This is a genomic window from Streptomyces noursei (genome assembly GCF_016917755.1).
In the GTDB taxonomy this organism is placed as follows: domain Bacteria; phylum Actinomycetota; class Actinomycetes; order Streptomycetales; family Streptomycetaceae; genus Streptomyces; species Streptomyces yunnanensis.
Map to the genome: position 1 here is coordinate 105195 of NZ_CP070326.1, position 20556 is coordinate 125750.

The following is a 20556-nucleotide window of genomic DNA, read 5'->3' on the forward strand; positions in this document are numbered from 1 at the left end:
GTCGACTGTTGCCCGGCCGTCCGGCCCGCAGCCCAGAGGCCCGCACGGACCGCACACACGACGCCCCTCCCGGCAGTGCGCCGGGAGGGGCGTCGTGTGTGGTTCCCGCGGTTCAGGACAGGCCGATCTCGTTGTCCAGGAGGTCGAAGACCTCCTCGTCGGAGGCCGACTCGAAGTCGAAGTCCTGATCGGACCGGGAGTCGTCCTGCCCGGCTGCCGCGGGGGTCTCCCGCAGGGCGTCCCACTTCGCCCGGAGAACCTCCAGGCGACCCGCTATCTGCTCGTGGACCTCCTCCGTGACGTCGAGCCCGCCGAAGGTCTTCTCCAGCCGTTCGAGCTCACCCAGGAGCTCCTCCGGGCCGGAGGCCGGCTCGGGGGCGATCCGGGCGTGGAGGTGGTCGACCAGCTCCGCCGGCGTCGGGTAGTCGAAGAGCAGGGTCGCCGGCAGGCGGATTCCGGTGAGGGCGCTCAGGCCGTTGCGGAGTTCGACCGCGGTCAGGGAGTCGAAGCCGATGTCCAGGAAGGCGCGGTCCGGGTCGATCTCCGTGCCCCTGGCGTGCCCGAGGACCGTCGCGACCTGGCCGCCCACGGCGTCCAGTACGACCTCGCGCCCCTCTGCCGCGGACAGGCCGGTCAGCCGCCGCGCGAAGGCAGCTGCCGCGTCGCCGTCCGTCGCGGCCGTGGTCACGGCCGCGCGCCGGCCCGGGGTACGGATCAGGCCGCGCAGCAGTGCCTGGGGCTCGCCCTGTGCGCGGAGCGCGGCGCGGTCCAGGCGGACGGGGAGCGTTGTGGGCTCGGCCGTCCCGAGCGCGGTGTCGAAGAGGGCCAGACCCTCCTCCGTCGACAGCGGGGGCATCCCCTGACGAGCCATACGCTGCACGTCGACGTCGGTGAGGGCACCGGTCATCCCGCTGTCCTGGGACCAAGGACCCCACGCCAACGACACCGCAGGCAACCCCACCGCACGACGATGAACCGCCAACGCGTCCAAGAACGCGTTGCCCGCCGCATAGTTCCCCTGACCGGGGCTACCGACAGTGCCCGCCACGGACGAGAACACCACGAACGCGGTCAGGTCCCGGTCCTTGGTCGCCTCGTGCAGATGCCACGCCGCATCCACCTTCGGACGCAACACCGCAGCCAACCGCTCCGGGGTCAACGACTCCACCACACCGTCATCCAGGACACCGGCCGTATGCACCACCGCTGACGGTGCATGACGGGCCACCAGGTCAGTCACTGCCGCGGCGTCCGACACATCGCACGCCTCGACAACCGCCTCCGCGCCATGCTGCGCAAGTTCGGCGACGAAGTCACCGACACCTTCCGCGGCCGGCCCACGGCGACTGACCAACAACAGACTCCGCACCCCGTGCACAGCCACCAAATGCCGCGCAACGATACGCCCCAGGCCACCGGTACCACCCGTGATCAGAACCGTCCCGGACGGATCCCATTGGACCCCGGCTGTGGGTTCGGCCGGCCGTTCCACCCGGGCCAGCCGTGCGGTGAGGACCTGTTCGCCGCGCACCAGCAGCTGCGGCTCGTCCGAGGCCAACGCCATGGGAATGAGGGGCACTTCGGCGTTGTCCGCCACGTCCACGAGGCCGAAGCGCCCGGGGTTCTCCGACTGCGCCGACCGCACCAGACCCCACACCGCCGCGCCCGCGAGATCCGCGCCGGACACCGCGCCACGCGTCACGAACACCAGGCGCGAGGAGGCGAACCGCTCCTCCGCCAGCCACGACTGGATCACCTCCAGCGCCCCAGCCGCCGCGGCATGGACGGACTCCACGGTGCTGTCGGAGCAGGTCCCGGTCATCGGCGGAACGAGCAGCAGGTCGGGGGCGCCGGCCTGGGCGATCTCGTCGAGATCCGTGTGGGTCTGGAGCGAGAGCGCGTCGAGGATGCCTTCGGCGTCCTTGCCGAGCATGGCGAGGGAACCCGTCGGCTCGGCCGTGAGGTGGACCCCGGTCCAGTCGACCTTGAAGAGGGAATCGCCGCCGCTCTGCAACTGCCCGGCGGTGATCGGACGCGCGGTCAGGGCTCCTACCGAAGCCACCGGAGCGCCCGTCGTGTCCGCGATCGCGATCGACGTGCCGTTCGCGGTGGCGCGGATGCGGACCCTCACCCGGGAGGCACCGGACGCGTGCAGGGACACCCCGCTCCACGAGAAGGGGACACCCCGCTCCTCCGCTCCTGCGCCGTCCAGCAGCGCCGCGTGCAGCGCCGCGTCGAAGAGCGCCGGGTGCAGGCCGTAGGAGCCACCGTCGGCGCCCTCCGGAAGTCCGACCTCCGCATAGACGTCGTCGCCGGCCTTCCAGGCTGCCCGCAGCCCCTGGAACACCGGGCCGTAGGCGAACCCGGCGTCGGCGAACTGCTCGTAGCAGCCCGTCAGGTCAAGCGGCTCGGAGCCCTGCGGGGGCCACATCCGGGCATCGAACGCCGGCGCCTCGGTGGCCGGGGCCAGGACACCGTCGGCATGCAGGGTCCATGGCTCCGCTCCCGCACGTCCGTGCACCGACACCGGCCGGCGACCCCTGTCATCGGGCTCGCCCACCCGCACCTGCACCTGGACCGCGCCGTCCGCCGCAGGCAGCACCAGCGGGGCAGCGAGCGTCAGCTCCTCCACCGCACCGCAGTCCACCTCGTGGGCCGCCCGCAGCACCAGTTCCACCAGCGCCGTGCCGGGCACCAGCACGGACCCCATCACCACGTGATCCGCCAGCCACGGATGCGCGGAGACCGACAGCCGACCGGTGAACAACACCCCGTCCGAGCCGGCCAGTTCGACAGCTGCACCGAGCAGTGGATGCTCCGCGGAATCCAGGCCCGCGAACCGCACATCACCCGAGCGCGCCACCCGGCCCGACGGCCAGTACCGCTCGTGCTGGAACGCGTACGTCGGCAGATCCACCCACCGCGCACCCGTACCGGCGAAGACCGCGGACCAGTCGACAGGCACGCCGCAGGCATGCAGTCGCGCCACAGCCGTGAGGAGTGCCGGTGCCTCCTGCCGGTCCTTGCGCAGTACCGGGGTCAGTACCGAATCGTCCGCGGCGGACTCCGCTGCGAGGGCGGCGAGGGCGCCGTCCGGGCCGAGCTCCAGGTACGCCGAGACGCCCTGGGCTTCCAGCGCGCCGACCCCGTCGGCGAACCGCACTGCCTCACGGACATGACCCACCCAGTACCCGGCGGAACACAGCTGTTCCTCCGTGGCGGGCTCGCCGGTGACGTTCGAGATCACGGGGATGCGCGGCGCGTGGTACGTCATGCGGTCGGCGACGGCGCGGAAGTCGGCCAGCATCGGTTCCATGAGCGGTGAGTGGAAGGCGTGCGAGACCCGCAGCCTGGTGGTCTTGCGGCCGTCGGCTTCGAAGTGCGTCGCGATGGCGAGCACCGCGTCCTCGGCGCCGGAGACCACCACCGACGTCGGGCCGTTGATCGCCGCGATCGACACCGTCTCCGTCAGGTGCGGCAGGACCTCCTGCTCCGTCGCCCGGACGGCCACCATCGCGCCACCGGCCGGCAGCGCCTGCATCAGCCGGCCCCGGGCCGCCACCAGCGCACACGCATCCGGCAGGGAGAAGACCCCCGCGACGTGCGCCACGGCGATTTCCCCGACGGAGTGTCCCAGCAACTGGGCCGGGCGCACGCCCCACGACTCCAGCAGGCGGTACAGCGCCACCTCGATCGCGAACAAGCCCGCCTGGGCGTAAGCAGTCTGGTTCAGCGCTTCCGCGTCCTCGCCCCACACCACGTCCCGCAGGGGGCGCTCCAGATGCTCGTCCAGCGCGGCGCAGACGGCGTCGAACGCCTCCGCGAAGACCGGATAGCGGCCGTACAACTCACGTCCCATGCCGAGGCGTTGGGACCCCTGACCCGAGAACAAGAAGGCCAGCTTGCCCGTGCCGGCCCGGCCCTGCGCCACCACGGCCGCCTCGCTGCGGCCCTCGGCCAGGGCGGACAACGAGCGCAGCAGGCCCTTCCGGTCCTCGGCCAGTATCACCGCGCGGTCCTGGAAGGCCGAGCGGCCCGTCGCCAGCGCGTAGGCGACATCCGTGGCCCGCAGCTCCGGTTCGCCGTCGGCCAGCCGGGACAGCAGTCGTGCCGCCTGGGCCCGCAACGCCGGCTCGCTCCGACCCGACAGCAGCACCGGCACCGGCGTGCCGGTCGATGCGTCGGCGGCCTCCTCCGGCTCGGGGACGGCGGCGACCGGTTCGGGCTGTTCCAGGATCACATGCGCGTTCGTGCCACTGATGCCGAAGGAGGAGACGCCCGCACGACGTGGCCCGTCCCCCTGCCGCCACTCCACCGCGGACGTCAGCAGCTCAACGGCACCGGCGTCCCAATCCACATGCGACGACGGTTCATCCACATGCAGCGTCCGCGGAAGCACACCATGACGCATCGCCAACACCATCTTGATCACACCCGCGACACCCGAAGCCGCCTGTGCATGACCGATGTTCGACTTGACCGAGCCCAACAACAGCGGCCGATCCGCCGACCGCCCCTGACCGTAGGTGGCCAACAGCGCCTGCGCCTCGATCGGGTCGCCCAACGTCGTACCCGTACCGTGCGCCTCCACCGCATCCACATCCGCGGCAGACAGACCCGCACTCGCCAACGCCTGTCGAATGACGCGCTGCTGCGACGGACCATTCGGCGCCGTCAACCCGTTCGACGCGCCGTCCTGATTCACCGCGCTGCCCCGCACCGTCGCCAGAATCCGGTGTCCGTTGCGGCGCGCGTCGGACAGGCGCTCCAGCACCAGGATTCCGACGCCCTCACCCCAGCCGACCCCGTCGGCCCCATCGGCGAACGCCTTGCAGCGACCATCCTGGGAGAGCCCGCCCTGGCGGGAGAACTCCACGAACGTCGCCGGGGTCGACATCACCGTCACGCCACCCGCGAGCGCCAGCGAGCACTCGCCCTGGCGCAGCGACTGCGCGGCCAGGTGCAGCGCCACCAGAGACGACGAGCACGCCGTGTCCACCGTGATGGCGGGACCTTCGAAACCGAACGTGTACGACACCCGTCCGGAGGCGACACTGCCCGCGCTGCCGCTGCCCTGGTACCCCTCGAACTCGCGGCCGGACAGCAGCGTCGAGTAGTCGTGGTACATCACGCCGGCGAAGACGCCGGTACGGCTGCCGCGCAGCGTGGCCGGGTCCATACCGGCGCGCTCCAGCGCCTCCCAGGTCGTCTCCAGCAGCAGCCGCTGCTGGGCGTCGGTGGTCAGTGCCTCTCGGGGGCTCATCCCGAAGAACTCGGGGTCGAACTCCGCGGCCTGGTGGAGGAAGCCACCGGAGCGGGTGGCGATGGCGCCTTCGCGGTCGGGGTCGTAGGTGTCGTCGATTTCCCAGCCGCGGTCGGTGGGGAAGTCGGACACCGCGTCCACGCCCTCGGACACCAGCCGCCACAGGTCCTCGGGCGAGGCGACGCCGCCCGGGAAGCGGCAGCTCATGCCGACGATCACCACGGGGTCGTCCGCCAGGGACGGGAGGGCGGACACCGGGAGCGGCGTCTCGGTCTCCGCGCCGAACAACTCGTCCAGGAGGTGACCCGCCAGGGCGTCGGCCGTCGGATAGTCGAACACGGCCGTCGCCGGGAGCCGCAGTCCGGTGGTCTTGCCCAGCAGGTTGCGGAGTTCGATGGCGGTCAGGGAGTCGAAGCCGAGGTCCTGGAAGGCCCGGTCCGGGTCGACCGTCTCAGGGCTCGCGTGGCCCAGGACCGTCGCGATCTGGACACGTACGACATCCAGCAGCGCCGCGCGCCGCTCCGCCATGGACAGCCCGGTCAGGCGCTGCGCGATGCCGGATGCCTCGACGGCACCGGATCGGCGGGTCCGCGTACGGACCAGGCCACGCAGCAGTGCCTGGGGCTCGCCCTGCGCGCGGAGCGCCGCGAGGTCCAGGCGGACGGGCAACGGCGCGGGCTCGGTGGTGCCGAGCGCGGCGTCGAAGAGCGCCAGTCCCTCCTCGACGGACAGCGGCGGCATGCCCTGACGGGCGATCCGCTGCACGTCCGCATCGGTCAGCGCACCGGTCATCCCGCTGTCCTGGGACCACGGCCCCCACGCCAACGACACCGCGGGCAGACCCGCCGCACGACGATGCCGCGCCAACGCGTCCAAGAACGCGTTGCCCGCCGCGTAGTTCCCCTGACCGGAACTGCCGAACGCCCCCGCCACGGACGAGAACACCACGAACGCGTCCAGGTCCAGATGCCTGGTCGCCTCGTGCAGATGCCACGCCGCGTCCACCTTCGGACGCAGCACCGCAGCCAACCGCTCCGCGGTCAACGACTCCACCACACCGTCATCCAACACACCGGCGGTATGCACCACCGCACCGATCCGATACCGCGCCACCAGATCAGCCACCGCCGCCGGGTCCGACACATCGCACGCCTCGACGGCTACTTCGGCGTCGCCGCCGCGGAGCTCGGCCACGAGCTCCGGAACCCCCTCGGCAGCCTGGCCTCTCCGACTGACCAGCAGCAGACTCCGCACCCCATGCGCGGCCACCAAATGCCGTGCGACAGCGCGCCCCAGGCCACCGGTGCCACCAGTGATCAGAACCGTGCCGGAGGTGGCCCAGGTCATCGTGTGCTCGGACTGGGTCCGGGCCAGTCGCGGTGCCAGCACTTCGCCGCCACGCACCAGCAGTTCGGGCTCGTCGGTCGCGAGCCCTTGCGCCAGCACGGTCACATCGGCGGCGTCGTCCAGGTCCACCAGGCCGAAGCGGCCGGGGTTCTCCGACTGCGCCGACCGCACCAGGCCCTGGACGGCGCCGGCCGCGAGATCCGCACCGGACACCGCGCCACGCGTCACGAACACCAGGCGCGAGGAGGCGAACCGCTCCTCGGCCAGCCAGGACTGGACCAGGTCCAAGGCCCAGGCGGCCGTGCGATGCACGGACTCCACCACGTCGCCGCCACCGGCGGGCGGTGCGACCAGGACCGTCCCGGGCACGGTCGCTCCCGCCAGGGTCTCCAGCTCCCCGAGGTCCGACAGTGGCTCGCCGTCCGGAGCGGTGCCGAGCTCGACGCGTTCGTCGTTGAGCGGGACGGGCGCCCAGTCGACCTTGAAGAGGGCGTCACGGCCGGCGGCCTGCACCTGCCCGGCCGAGAGCGGACGCACCACCAGCGACTCCACGGAGGCCACCGGCGCGCCGGAGGTGTCCGCCATCGCGACCGACATCCCATTGGCCGTGCCACGGATCCGGACACGGAGGTGGGAGGCCCCGGAGGCGTGCAGGGAGACTCCGCTCCACGCGAAGGGGACTCCGCCCGCTTCCACGCCGCCCGACGCCGCCGCGTGCAGAGCGGCGTCGAAGAGCGCGGGGTGCAGGCCGTAGGCACGGCCCTCCGTGCCTTCCGGAAGGCTCACGTCGGCGTAGACCTCCTCGCCGCGCTTCCACGCCGCACGCAGGCCCCGGAACACCGGGCCGTACGTGAGCCCTGCATCGGCGAGTGTGTCGTAGCAGTCCGCCACGTCCACCGGCTCCGCGCCCTTGGGGGGCCATTCCGCGAGGTCGAAGGCGACCGCTTCGGCCCCCGAGGTCACCACGCCGCTGGCGTGCAGTGTCCAGGGGCCCTCGCCCTCACGCGCATGTACCGACGCCGACCGGCGGCCCGAACCATCCGGTTCGCCCAGCCACACCTGTACCTGTACGCCGCTGCCCGATGCGGGCAGCACCAGCGGCGCGGCCAACGTCAGTTCCTCCAGCAGGTCACAGCCGACCTCGTCGGCTGCCCGCAGCACCAGTTCCACCAGTGCCGTGCCGGGCACCAGCACGGACCCCAGCACCACGTGATCCGCCAGCCACGGATGCGCGGAGACCGACAGCCGACCGGTGAACAACAGCCCACCCGAGCCCGCCAGTTGCACCGCCGCACCGAGCAGCGGATGCTCCGCGGAATCCAGGCCCGCGAACCGCACATCACCCGAGCGCGCCACCCGGCCCGACGGCCAGAACCGTTCGTGCTGGAACGCATACGTCGGCAGATCCATCCACCGCGCACCCGTACCGGCGTACAGCGCCGCCCAGTCCATGCTCGCGCCCCGGACGTACAGCTGCGCCAGGGCACCCAGCAGTTCCGTCTGCTCCGGCCGGCCCTTGCGCAGTGCGGGAGCGAGCTCGGCGTCGTCCGGTAGCGACTCCTGCGCCATCGCCGACAGCACGCCGTCCGGGCCGAGTTCGAGGAAGCGCGTCACCCCCTCTGCGTGCAGAGCCGCCACCCCGTCCGCGAAGCGCACCGCTTCGCGGACGTGCCGGACCCAGTAGTCGGCCTGGCCGAGCTGTTCGGGCTGGGCGATCCGGCCCGTCAGGTTCGAGACGACGGGGATCGTCGGCGTGCCGAAGGACAGCCGTGCCACCACCGCGCGGAAGTCGGCCAGCATCGGTTCCATGAGCGGTGAGTGGAAGGCGTGCGAGACCCGCAGCCTGGTGGTCTTGCGGCCCTCCCCCTCGAAGTGCGCCGCGATCGACAGGACCGTCTCCTCGGCGCCGGAGACCACCACCGACGTCGGGCCGTTGATCGCCGCGATCGACACCGTCTCCGTCAGGTGCGGCAGAACCTCCTGCTCCGTCGCCCGGACGGCCACCATCGCGCCACCGGCCGGCAGCGCCTGCATCAGCCGGCCCCGGGCCGCCACCAGCGCACACGCATCCGGCAGGGAGAAGACCCCCGCCACGTGCGCCGCGGCGACTTCACCGATCGAATGCCCCGTCACGAAGTCGGCGCGAGCGCCCCACGACTCCGCCAACCGGTACAGCGCCACCTCGATCGCGAACAACCCGGCCTGGGCGTAGGCCGTCTGGTTCAGCAGCTCCGCATCCTCGCCCCACACCACGTCCCGCAGGGGGCGCTCCAGATGCTCGTCCAACGCGGCACACACCGCATCGAACGCCTCCGCGAAGACCGGATGACGAGCATGCAGCTCACGGCCCATTCCCAGGCGTTGCGAACCCTGGCCCGAGAACAAGAAGGCCGTCTTCCCCCCGCCGGAGGTGCCCTCCGCCAGACCTGCGTCGGCCTCGCCCACCGCGAGTGCGGACAGGGCGAGCACCAGCGCCTCGCAGTCCTGTCCCCACACCACGGCGCGATGGGGGAAGCTCGTCCGTCCGGTCACCAGCGAGTGGCCGATGTCCCGTGCGGACCGCGTATCACGGCCGGCGACGAGCGGCAGCAGGCGTGCCGCCTGGCCGCGCAGCGCGACCTCGTTCCTGGCGGAGAGCACCCACGCCAGGGCGCCGGGCTCGTCTCCGACCGCATCCGGTACGGCGTCGTCCGCAATCGGCTCGGGCTGCTCCAGGATGACGTGCGCGTTCGTCCCGCTGACGCCGAAGGAGGAGACGCCCGCACGACGCGGCCCGTCGCCCTGTGGCCACTGCGTCTCGGACGTCAGCAACTCCACGGCGCCGGCGCTCCAGTCCACGTGCGTCGACGGCTGGTCGACGTGCAGCGTCCGGGGCAGCACACCGTGCCGCATCGCCAACACCATCTTGATGACACCGGCGACGCCGGAAGCCGCCTGCGCATGACCGACGTTGGACTTGACCGTACCCACCAGCAACGGCCGGTCCTCCGGCCGCTCGCGACCGTAGGTGGCCAACAGCGCCTGCGCCTCGATCGGGTCACCCAACGTCGTACCCGTACCGTGCGCCTCGACCGCGTCCACGTCCGCCGCCGACAGACCCGCGCTGGCCAACGCCTGCCGGATCACCCGCTGCTGGGACGGGCCGTTCGGCGCGGTCAACCCGTTCGACGCACCGTCCTGGTTCACCGCGGAACCACGCACCACCGCCAGCACCCGGTGCCCGAGACGGCGCGCGTCCGACAGGCGCTCCAGCACGAGCATGCCGACGCCCTCGCCCCAGCCGACACCGTCGGCCGCGTCGGAGAACGCCTTGCAGCGCCCGTCCGCCGCCAGTCCGCGCTGACGCGAGAACTCCACGAACGTCGTCGGGGTGGACATCACCGTCACGCCACCGGCGAGCGCCAGCGAGCACTCCCCCGCCCGCAGCGCCTGGGCCGCCAGGTGCAACGCCACCAGCGACGACGAGCACGCGGTGTCCACCGTCACCGCCGGACCCTCGAAACCGAAGGTGTAGGACACCCGGCCGGAGGCGATGCTCGCCGCGCTGCCGTTGCTGCGGAAGCCCTCGAACTGGTCGCCGACGAGGAGGTCTTCGTAATCGGTGTACATCACTCCCGCGAAGACACCGGTCCGGCTGCCGCGCAGCGACGACGGGTCGATGCCGGTCCGTTCGATGGCCTCCCAGGTCGTTTCCAGCAGCAGCCGCTGCTGCGAGTCCGTCGCCAGCGCTTCCCGGGGGCTCATCCCGAAGAACTCGGGGTCGAACTCCGCGGCCTGGTGAAGGAAGCCACCGGAGCGCGTGTACGAGGTACCGAACGCCTCGGGGTCCGGGTTGTGGAGGGCCGCCATGTCCCAACCACGGTCGGTGGGGAAGTCCGAGATCGCGTCCACGCCCTCGGACACCAGCCGCCACAGGTCCTCGGGCGAGGCGACGCCTCCCGGGTAGCGGCAGCTCATGCCGACGATCACCACCGGGTCGTCCGCGGCCCCCGCCGGTGACGGCACTGTCGGCAGCTCGACCTCCTCCTGCGCGTCGAACAACTCGTCGAGCAGGAAGTCGACGAGCGTGCCGGCCGTGGGGTAGTCGAAGACGGCGGTGGACGAAAGGCGCATGCCGGTCGCGTCGTTGAGCCGGTTGCGCAGCTCGACCGCGGTCAGCGAGTCGAAGCCGAGGTCCTGGAAGGCCCGGTCCGGGTCGACGGTCTCCGGGTTCGCGTGGCCCAGGACCACGGCGATCTGGGCGCGTACCAGGTCCAGCAGCGCCTCGCGCCGTTCCACCGCGCCCAGTCCGGACAGGCGCCCCACCAGGCCGGCGACAGCGGTCGAGCCGGCCACCGTCGAGCGCCGGGCGCGGGTCCTGATCAGGCCGCGCAACAGTGCGGGCACCTCTCCCTGCTCGCGCAAGCCCGCCAGGTCGAAGCGCACGGGGAGCATGTGGGCGTCCCCGGCCGCCAGTGCGGCGTCGAAGAGGGCGACGCCCTGCTCGGCGGAGAGCGGGGGCATGCCCTGGCGGGCGATGCGCTGCAGATCTGCGTCGGTGAGGGTGCCGGTCATGCCGCTGTCCTGGGACCAGGGACCCCACGCCAACGACACCGCAGGCAGACCCGCCGCACGACGATGCTGCGCCAAACCGTCCAAGAAGGCGTTGGCCGCCGCGTAGTTGGCCTGGCCGGAACTGCCGATCGTGCCGGCCACGGACGAGAACACCACGAACGCGTCCAAGTCCCTGCCCTTGGTGGCCTCGTGCAGATGCCACGCCGCATCCACCTTCGGACGCAACACCGCAGCCAACCGCTCCGGCGTCAACGACGCCACCACACCGTCGTCCAACACGCCGGCCGTATGCACCACGGCCGATGGAGCATGACGGACGATCAGGTCCGCTACAGCCACCGCATCGGACACGTCACACGCCTCCACGAGGGCCTGCGCACCGTGCTCGGCCAGCTCGGCGACCAGTTCCTCGGCCCCCTCCGCAGCCGGACCACGACGGCTCACCAGCAGCAGGCTCCGCACCCCGTGCTCGACCACCAGATGCCGGGCCACCGTACGACCCAGACCACCCGTACCGCCGGTGATCAGGACCGTGCCGGCCGCGTCCCAGACATGGGCCTGCTGCGCCTGGGCGCGGGCCAGTCGCGGGGCCAGCGCCTCGCCGCCGCGCAGCGACAGCTGCGGCTCGTCCGACGCCAACGCCCTTGGCAGGATCGCCACTTCGGCATCCTCGTCCAGGTCCACCAGGACGAAGCGGCCCGGGTTCTCCGACTGCGCCGACCGCACCAGGCCCCACACCGCGGCGGCCGCGAGGTCCGCTCCGACGACCGCGCCGCGCGTGACGAACACCAGGCGCGAGGTGGCGAACCGGTCGTCCGCCAGCCACGACTGCATCGTGTCCAGCGCCCGCGCAGTAGCGGCGTGGACGGACTCCACCGTGTCGGGTCCGTCGGGGGCGGCCGCCACCGGCGCCAACACCGTGCCGTGCGCCCGGCCGGATGCGGCGAGGGAGTCCAGATCCGCGTAGTGCTCGACCAGGTCCGCGGACCACTCGGCCGACGATCCCTCGGGGACGCCGATCGCGGCGACGGACTCCGCTGCGCCGGCCGGGGGCAGGCGTACGGGGGTCCACTGGACGCGGAAGAGCGCGTCGCGGCCGACCGGGTTCGTGCCGCTGTCCCACTGGTCGGCGGAGACCTGCCGCACGACGAGAGCGCCGATGGAGGCTACGGCTCCGCCCGCGGTGTCGGCGACGTCCACGGATACCGTGTCGCCACCGTGGCGAGTGACCCGGACCCGTACCGCCGCGGCGCCGGAGGCGTGCAGCGAGACACCTTCCCAGGCGAACGGCACGACGTTCTGCTCGATGCCGTTGAACGTCACGACGTGCAGGGCCGCGTCGAGCAGCGCCGGGTGCAGGCCGTAGGACGGTGCTTCGCCTTCGGCGGCGACCGGCAGGGCGACGTCGGCGAAGACCTCGTCGCCACGGCGCCATGCGGCGCGCAGGCCCTGGAAGTGCGGGCCGTAGTCGAATCCGCGGTCGGCCAGGCGAGGGTAGAAGTCGGTCAGGTCGACGGGCTCGGCGTCGGCGGGCGGCCAGGGCGCCGCGGCGAAGTCGATGTCGGTGGCGGCCGGCCGCGGGTCGACGGCGAGTGCGCCGGTGGCGTGCTGCACCCACGGGTGGTCGCCGTCGCCCTCGACCCTGGAGCGTGCGCTGAAGGTGCGGCGTCCCGCCTCATCGGCGGGGCCCACGTGCAGCTGGAGGTGCACGCCGCCGTGCTCGGGCAGGACGAGCGGGGCGGCCAGGGTCAGTTCGTCGACGCGGTCGCAGCCCACCTCGTCGGCGGCGCGGACCGCGAGTTCGACGAATGCCGTGCCCGGCAGCAGGACCGAGCCCATGATGGCGTGTCCGGCCAGCCACGGGTGGGAGGCGAGCGACAGGCGCGTGGTGAACAGCACACCGTCGCCGTCGGGCAGTTCCACGGCGGCGCTCAACAGCGGGTGCCCGGCGGCTTCGAGGCCGACGGCGCCGATGTCCCCGGTGCGGGTGTGGTCGGGCGTCGGCCAGTACCGCTGGTGCTGGAAGGCGTACGTCGGCAGGTCGACGGTGCGCGCGTCCCGGACAGCCGGGAACGAGGTCCAGTCGATCTCCGCGCCGCGCACGTGCAGTTGGGTCAGGGCCCCGAGGAGGGTCGCCTCCTCGGGGCGGTCCCGGCGCAGGGCGGGGACGAGAACGCTCTCCGCGGGAGCGCTCGGGTCGGCGGTGTCGCCGTCCGGGAGCGACTCGCGGGCCATGGCCGTGAGCGTGCCGTCGGGGCCCAGTTCCAGGAAGCGCGTCACACCCTGCGCGCTCAGGGCGCGGATGCCGTCGGCGAAGCGCACCGCTGCGCGCACGTGGGTCACCCAGTACTCGGGGGTGCGCAGTTGGTCCGGGGTGGCGAGTGCGCCGGTCACGTTCGAGACGACGGACAGTTCCGGCGCGCCGTAGGACAGGCCCTCGGCGACGGCGCGGAAGTCGGCCAGCATCGGCTCCATCAGCGGTGAGTGGAAGGCGTGCGAGACCCGCAGTCGGGTGGTCTTGCGGCCCTCCGCTTCGAAGTGCGCGGTGAGCGCGTGCACGGCGGCCTCGGCGCCGGAGACCACGGTGGCCCGGGGGCCGTTCACGGCGGCGATCGCGACGTCGTCGGTCAGGTGCGGGAGCACCTCCTCCTCGGTGGCCTGGAGCGCCACCATCGCGCCGCCGGCGGGCAGTGCCTGCATCAGCCGTCCGCGGGCCGCCACCAGTGCACAGGCATCGGCCAGGGAGAACACCCCGGCGACATGCGCGGCGGCGATCTCGCCCACGGAGTGTCCGGCCACGTACTGCGGGCTGACGCCCCAGGACTCCACGAGCCGGAACAGGGCCACCTCGATGGCGAACAGTCCGGCCTGGGCGTAGGCCGTCTGGTTCAGCTCTTCCGCGTCCTCGCCCCACACCACGTCCCGCAGGGGGCGGTCCAGGTGCTCGTCCAGGGCGGCGCATACGGCGTCGAACGCCGCCGCGAAGACCGGATAGCGGCCGTACAACTCGCGGCCCATGCCGAGGCGTTGTGCCCCTTGGCCGGAGAAGAGGACGGCGTCCCGGCCGGGGTGGGCCGTGCCGGTGTCCAGGGCGGGGTCGGCCTCACCGGCGGCGAGTGCGGTCAGGGCCCGCAGCGTGGTGGCGTGGTCGTGGGCGCGGACGGCCGCGCGGTGGGCGAAGGCCGTGCGGCGCGTCAGCGTGTGGGAGACGTCCGTGAGCCGAGGCGCGGCCTCGCGGTCGAGGTGGGAGTGGAGTCGGGCCGCCTGGGAGCGCAGGGCGCTCTCGCTCTTGGCGGAGAGCAGCAGCGGTACCGTCCCTTCAGGGGTGGCGTCCGTGCCGTCGTGGGTGGCGGCGGGTGCTGCGGGTTCTGTGGCCGGGGGCAGTTCCAGGACCACGTGTGCGTTGGTACCGCTGATGCCGAACGCGGAGACGGCGGCCCGTCGCGGGTGGCCGGTCTCGGGCCAGTCCGTGTTCTCGGTGAGCAGTTCGACGGCGCCGGCGGTCCAGTCGACGTGCCCGGTGGGTTCGTCGACGTGCAGGGTGCGCGGCAGCATTCCGTGCCGCATCGCCAGCACCATCTTCATCACGCCCGCCACACCGGCGGCGGCCTGGGTGTGTCCGAGGTTGGACTTCACCGCGCCCAGCAGCAACGGCTGCTCCGGCGGGTGCTCCTGGCCGTAGGTGGCCAGCAGTGCCTGGGCCTCGATCGGGTCGCCGAGCGTCGTACCCGTGCCGTGCGCCTCCACGGCGTCGACTTCGGAGGCGGCCAGCTGGGCGTTGGCCAGGGCCTGTCGGATCACACGCTGCTGGGAGGGGCCGCTGGGTGCGCTCAGGCCGTTGGACGCGCCGTCCTGGTTGACGGCCGAGCCGCGGACGACGGCGAGGATCTGGTGGCCGTTGCGGCGGGCGTCGGACAGCCGCTCCACCAGCAGCAGGCCGACGCCCTCGCTCCAGCCGGTTCCGTCGGCGGCCGACGCGAACGGCTTGCAGCGGCCATCGGGGGCCAGCCCACGCTGCCGGGCGAACTCCACGAAGGAGGACGGCGTGGACATCACCGTCACGCCGCCCGCCACCGCCAGCGAGCACTCGCCCTGGCGCAGCGACTGCGCGGCCATGTGCAGGGCCACCAGCGAGGAGGAGCACGCCGTGTCCACCGTCACGGCCGGTCCTTCGAAGCCGAAGGTGTAGGAGACCCGGCCCGAGACGACGCTCATCGCGTTGCCGGTGAGCCGGTGCCCGCTTGCCTCGTCCTGTGCGGTGTCCAGCACCGTGCCGTAGTCCTGGGTGTTGGTGCCGGCGAAGACACCGGTGCTGCTGCCGCGCAGGGACTCCGGGTCGATTCCGGCCTGTTCGAGCACCTCCCAGGTGGTTTCCAGGAGCAGCCGCTGCTGCGGGTCCATGGCGAGGGCCTCGCGCGGCGAGATGCCGAAGAAGTCCGCGTCGAAGCCGGCCACGCCGTGCAGGAAGCCGCCGCCGCGGGCGTAGCTGGTGCCCTGGTGGTCGGGGTCGGGGTGGAAGACCCGGTCCAGGTCCCAGCCGCGGTCGGCCGGCATGGGGGTGATGGCGTCGCCGCCCTCGGCCAGGAGCCGCCACAGGGCCGCGGGTGAGTCCACGCCGCCGGGGAAGCGGCAGGCCATGCCGACGATCGCCACCGGTTCGTCGAGGGTGGCGGCCGACGCCCGCACGACCGTGGCGGGGCCCGCGGCGCCGAGGACCTCGGCGCGCAGGTACGCGGCGACCGCGACGGAAGTGGGGTGGTCGAACAGCAGGGTGGTGGGCAGCCGCAGGCCCGTCGCGGCGGAGAGCCGGTTGCGCAGGTCGACCGCCATCAGCGAGTCGAATCCCTGCTCGCGGAAGGCGCGTTGGGCGTCGACGGTGTCCGGTGAGGGGTGGCCGAGGACCTTGGCGGCCTCTTCCCTGACCATGGCCAGGAACGCCTTTTCCTGTTCGGCGGGCGGCAGTGCACCGATCCGGTCGCGAAGGGGGGAGGCTTCCCCGCGCGGGCCGTCCGCGGGGCGGACCGCGCGGCGGGCCTCGGGCAGGTCGCCGATGAGGGGGCTGGGGCGGACGGCGGTCAGGGCGGGGGCGTAGGCGCTCCAGTCGATGTCGGCCACGGTCATGTGCGTCATGCCCTGGGCGAGGGCCTGGCGCAGGGCGGCGAGCGCGGGGGCCGGGGGCATGGGCAGCAGCCCGTCGCGGCGCATCCGGTCGGCGGCGTCGCTGTCGGTGGCCATGCCGTCGCCCGCCCAGGGGCCCCAGGACACGGAGGTGGCCGGGAGCCCCTGCCGGTGGCGGTGCTCGGCGAGGGCGTCCAGGTAGGCGTTGGCGGCGGCGTAGTTGGCCTGGCCGGCATTGCCCAGGACGCCGACGATGGAGGAGAACAGCACGAAGTGGTCCAGGTCCAGGTCCCGGGTGAGTTCGTGCAGGTTCTGCGCGGCCTGCGCCTTGGGGCGCAGCACGGTCTCGAAGCGCTCGGGGGTGAGCGCGTCCAGCACGCCGTCGTCGAGGACGCCCGCGGCGTGGACGACGCCGGTGAGCGGCAGGTGGGGCGGGATGTCCGCGAGGACGGCCGCCAGGGCGTCGCGGTCGGCGGCGTCGCAGGCGGCCAGGGTCACCTCGACGCCGCGGTCGGTGAGTGCGGCCGCGAGTTCCGGTGCGCCGGGGGCCTGTGGGCCGCGGCGGCTGGTGAGCACGAGGTGTTGGGCTCCGGCGTCGACCAGCCAGTGGGCGAGGTGGGTGCCGAGGGCGCCGGTGCCGCCGGTGACCAGGACGGTGCCGTGGGTGTGCCACGGGGCGTCGGTGTCGCCGGGGGTGACCCGTTCCAGGCGGCGGGTGAAGACCCCGGCCGGGCGGATCGCGACCTGGTCCTCCTCCCCCGCGAGGGTGCGCAGCAGCGCGGCGACGGTCCGCCCGTCCAGGTTCTCGGGGAGGTCGACGAGCCCGCCCCAGGTCTGCGGGGACTCCAGCGCGGCGACCCGGCCCAGGCCCCATGTCTGGGCCTGTACGGGGTGGGTGAGTGCCTCGTGCCGGTCGACGGCGACGGCGCCGCGGGTCACGCACCACAGCGGTGCCTGGATGCCCGCGGTCTCCAGGGCGCGCAGCAGGGTGGTGGCGGCGGCCACGCCACGGGGTACGGAGGGCAGGTGCGGGTGGGGTCGTTCGTCGAGGGCCAGCAGGGAGAGCACGCCGTCGAGGGGGGCGTCGGGTCGGGCGAGGGGGTCGCCGGGCTCGTCTGTGTCGGGCAGTTCCCGTACGTCGGTGTGCAGGCCCTGGTCGCGCAGGGCGTCCAGGAGGCGGACGGTCCACGGGTCGTCGGTGCGGCCGTGGGGCAGGACGACGAGCCAGTGCCCCGTGGCGGCGGGGCCGTTGGAGGCGGTGCGCGGGGTCCAGTGGGTGCGGTAGCTGAAGCGGTCCGCGGCGGCCTGGATCCGGCGCTGTCGGTGCCAGGACGAGAGGGTGGGCAGGAGGCTGCCGAGGGAGTCCGCGTCGCTGCCGTCGATGGCGAGGACGGCCGACAGCTCCTGGAGGTCCTCGCGTTCGACGGCGGCCCAGAATCCGGCCTCGCCCGCCACGGCGTCGGCCGCTTCCGCCGGCTCGGGGTCGGCCGGGTCCAGCCAGTACCACTGGCGCTGGAAGGCGTAGGTGGGCAGTCGCACGTGGGGAGCGTTGCGGGCGCCGAGGCAGGCGGACCAGTCGACGTGGACGCCGTGCGCGAAGGCGGTGGCGATGCCCGTGGTGAGGGTGGAGGCTTCCGGGCGGCCGGTGCGCAGCAGGGAGACGAGGACAGGGGGGACGGGCTCGTCGAGGGTGGTCAGGCAGTCCTGGACCATGGGGGTGAGGACGCCGTCGGGGCCGATCTCCACGAAGGTGGTGACGCCCTCGGCTTCGAGGGTGCGCACGGCGGCGCAGAAGCGGACCGCTTCGCGGACCTGTCGGACCCAGTAGTCGGGCGAGCACAGTTCGTCTGCGGTGGCGAGCTCGCCGGTCACCGTGGACACCACGGGGATGCGGGGCGCGTGGAAGGTCAGGTCGCGGGCGACGGACCGGAAGTCCTCCAGCATGCCGTCCATGTGCGGGGAGTGGAAGGCGTGACTGACCCGCAGGCGTTTGGTGCGGCGGTCCTGGGCCGCCCAGTGCGCCGCGATCTCGGTCACGGCCTGTTCGTCGCCCGAGATGACGGTCGAGTCGGGCCCGTTGGCGGCGGCGAGGGAGACCTTCCCCTCGTAGTCCGCGAGGCTGTCGCGGATCTCCTCCTCGGTGGCCTGGATCGCCACCATGGCGCCGCCTTCGGGCAGTGCCTGCATGAGGGTGCCCCGCGCGGCGACCAGTCGCGCGGCGTCCTGGAGGGTCAGTACGCCGCTGACGTGGGCGGCGGTGATCTCGCCGATGGAGTGGCCGGCGACGAACCGGGGCGCCACGCCCCAGGATTCGACGAGCCGGAACAGCGCGGTTTCCAGTGCGAAGAGGGCGGCCTGGGTGTAGGCGGTCCGGTCGAGGAGGGCGGCGTCCGCGCTGCCTTCGTCGGCGAAGACCACGTCGCGCAGCGGCCGGTCCAGGTGCGGGTCGAGCTCGGCGCACACCGCGTCGAAGGCCGCCGCGAACTCGGGGTGCGCGGCGTGCAGTTCGCGCCCCATGCCCAGGCGCTGGGAGCCCTGTCCCGCGAAGAGGAACGCGGTGGTGGTCTGGGCGGCGACGTCACTGACCAGGCCGTTGGCGCTGCGGCCGGTGGCCAGGGCGTCCAGGCCGTCCAGGAACGCCTCTCGGTCGTCCGCGACGAGTACCGCGCGGTGTTCCATCAGGGCCCGGGTGTCCACCAGGGCGTGGGCGACGGCGGCCGGTTCGAGGTCGGCACGGTCCCGTACGTGGCGGCCGAGGCGTTCGGCCTGGGCGCGCAGGGCCGCTTCGGTGCGGGCGGACAGGATCCAGGGCAGCGTGCCCGATCGGACGGCCGGCTCGGGGGCGGCTTCGGCCTCGTGGGCGGGTGCCTGTTCCAGGATGACGTGGGCGTTGGTGCCGCTGATGCCGAACGAGGAGACGGCGGCGCGGCGGGGTCGATCGGTGCTCGGCCAGGGCTCGGGCTCGGTGAGGAGCCTGGCGTGGCCCTCGCTCCAGTCGACGTGGCCGGTGGGCTCGTCCAGGTGCAGGGACTTGGGCAGTTGCCCGTGCCGCATCGCCAGGACCATCTTCATGACGCCGGCGATACCGGCGGCTGCCTGGGTGTGCCCGATGTTGGACTTCATGGAGCCGATCAACACGGGCCGGTCCGCGGAGCGCTGCTGCCCGTACGTGGCCAGCAGGGCGTGCGCCTCGATGGGGTCACCGAGGGTGGTGCCGGTGCCGTGCGCCTCCACGGCGTCGATGTCCGAGGCGGCCAGGCCCGTGCCGGCCAGTGCCTGGCGGATGACGCGTTGCTGGGAGGGGCCGTTGGGGGCGGTCAGGCCGTTGGAGGCGCCGTCCTGGTTGACGGCCGAGCCCTTCAGCACGGCGAGCACGGGATGGCCGTTGCGCACGGCGTCGCTGAGCCGTTCCACCAGCAGCAGTCCGACGCCCTCGCTCCAGCCCGTGCCGTCGGCGGCGGCCGCGAACGGCTTGCAGCGGCCGTCGGGGGCCAGCCCTCGCTGACGGGAGAACTCCACGAAAATCTGCGGCGTGGACATCACGGTCGCGCCGCCCACCAGGGCCATGGTGCACTCGCCGCGTCGCAGCGCGTGCATGGCCAGGTGCAGGGCGACCAGTGACGAGGAACAGGCCGTGTCCACGGTCAGTGCGGGGCCTTCGAGGCCGAGGACGTAGGAGATCCGGCCGGAGGCGATGCTGATGTGGTTGCCGGTCAGCAGGTGTCCGCCGACCTCGTCTGCGCGTCGGCCTCCTTCGGCGTCGTACCCGCCGTGGCCGGTGCCGACGAAGACGCCGGTGCGGCTGCCCGCGAGGGACTGCGGGTCGATGCCGGCGTCTTCGACGGCTTCCCAGGCGGTTTCCAGCAGCAGTCGCTGCTGGGGGTCCATGGCGAGCGCCTCGCGCGGGGAGATCCCGAAGAAGGCGGGGTCGAACTCGCCTGCCTCGTGGAGGAATCCGCCCTCGCGGGCGTAGGCAGTGCCCTGGTGGGCCGGATCGGGGTGGTAGAGCGCTTCCAGGTCCCAGCCGCGGTTGCGGGGGAAGGAGGAGATCGCGTCGACTCCGTCGCGCAGCAGCGCCCAGAGTTCTTCCGGCGCGCGGACGCCGCCGGGGAAGCGGCAGGCCATCGAGACGATCGCGATCGGCTCTCGCTGCTTCGCCTCCGTCTCGTCCAATTGCTGACGAGTCTCGTGAAGGTCTGCGATTGCGCGCTTGAGGTACTCGCGCAGCTTCTCCTCGTTCGACATCAGGACGCCAATCGTTCGGTGGAATGCCG

The 20556-nt window shown here is 72.8% G+C and carries 1 protein-coding gene; it reads right to left on the bottom strand.

Annotation, left to right across the window (positions count from 1 at the left end; all coding sequences use genetic code 11):
• Window positions 1-112: 112 nt before the first annotated feature.
• Window positions 113-20527 (bottom strand): type I polyketide synthase, encoded by a 20415-nt coding sequence (locus JNO44_RS00515; protein WP_205360347.1) that lies wholly within the window; start codon window positions 20525-20527, stop codon window positions 113-115.
• Window positions 20528-20556 lie beyond the last annotated feature (29 nt).

What these genes read in the sequence shown, in the direction of transcription:
- JNO44_RS00515 (WP_205360347.1), bottom strand. Translation starts at nt 20,527, where the DNA reads ATGTCGAACGAGGAGAAGCTGCGCGAGTACCTCAAGCGCGCAATCGCA.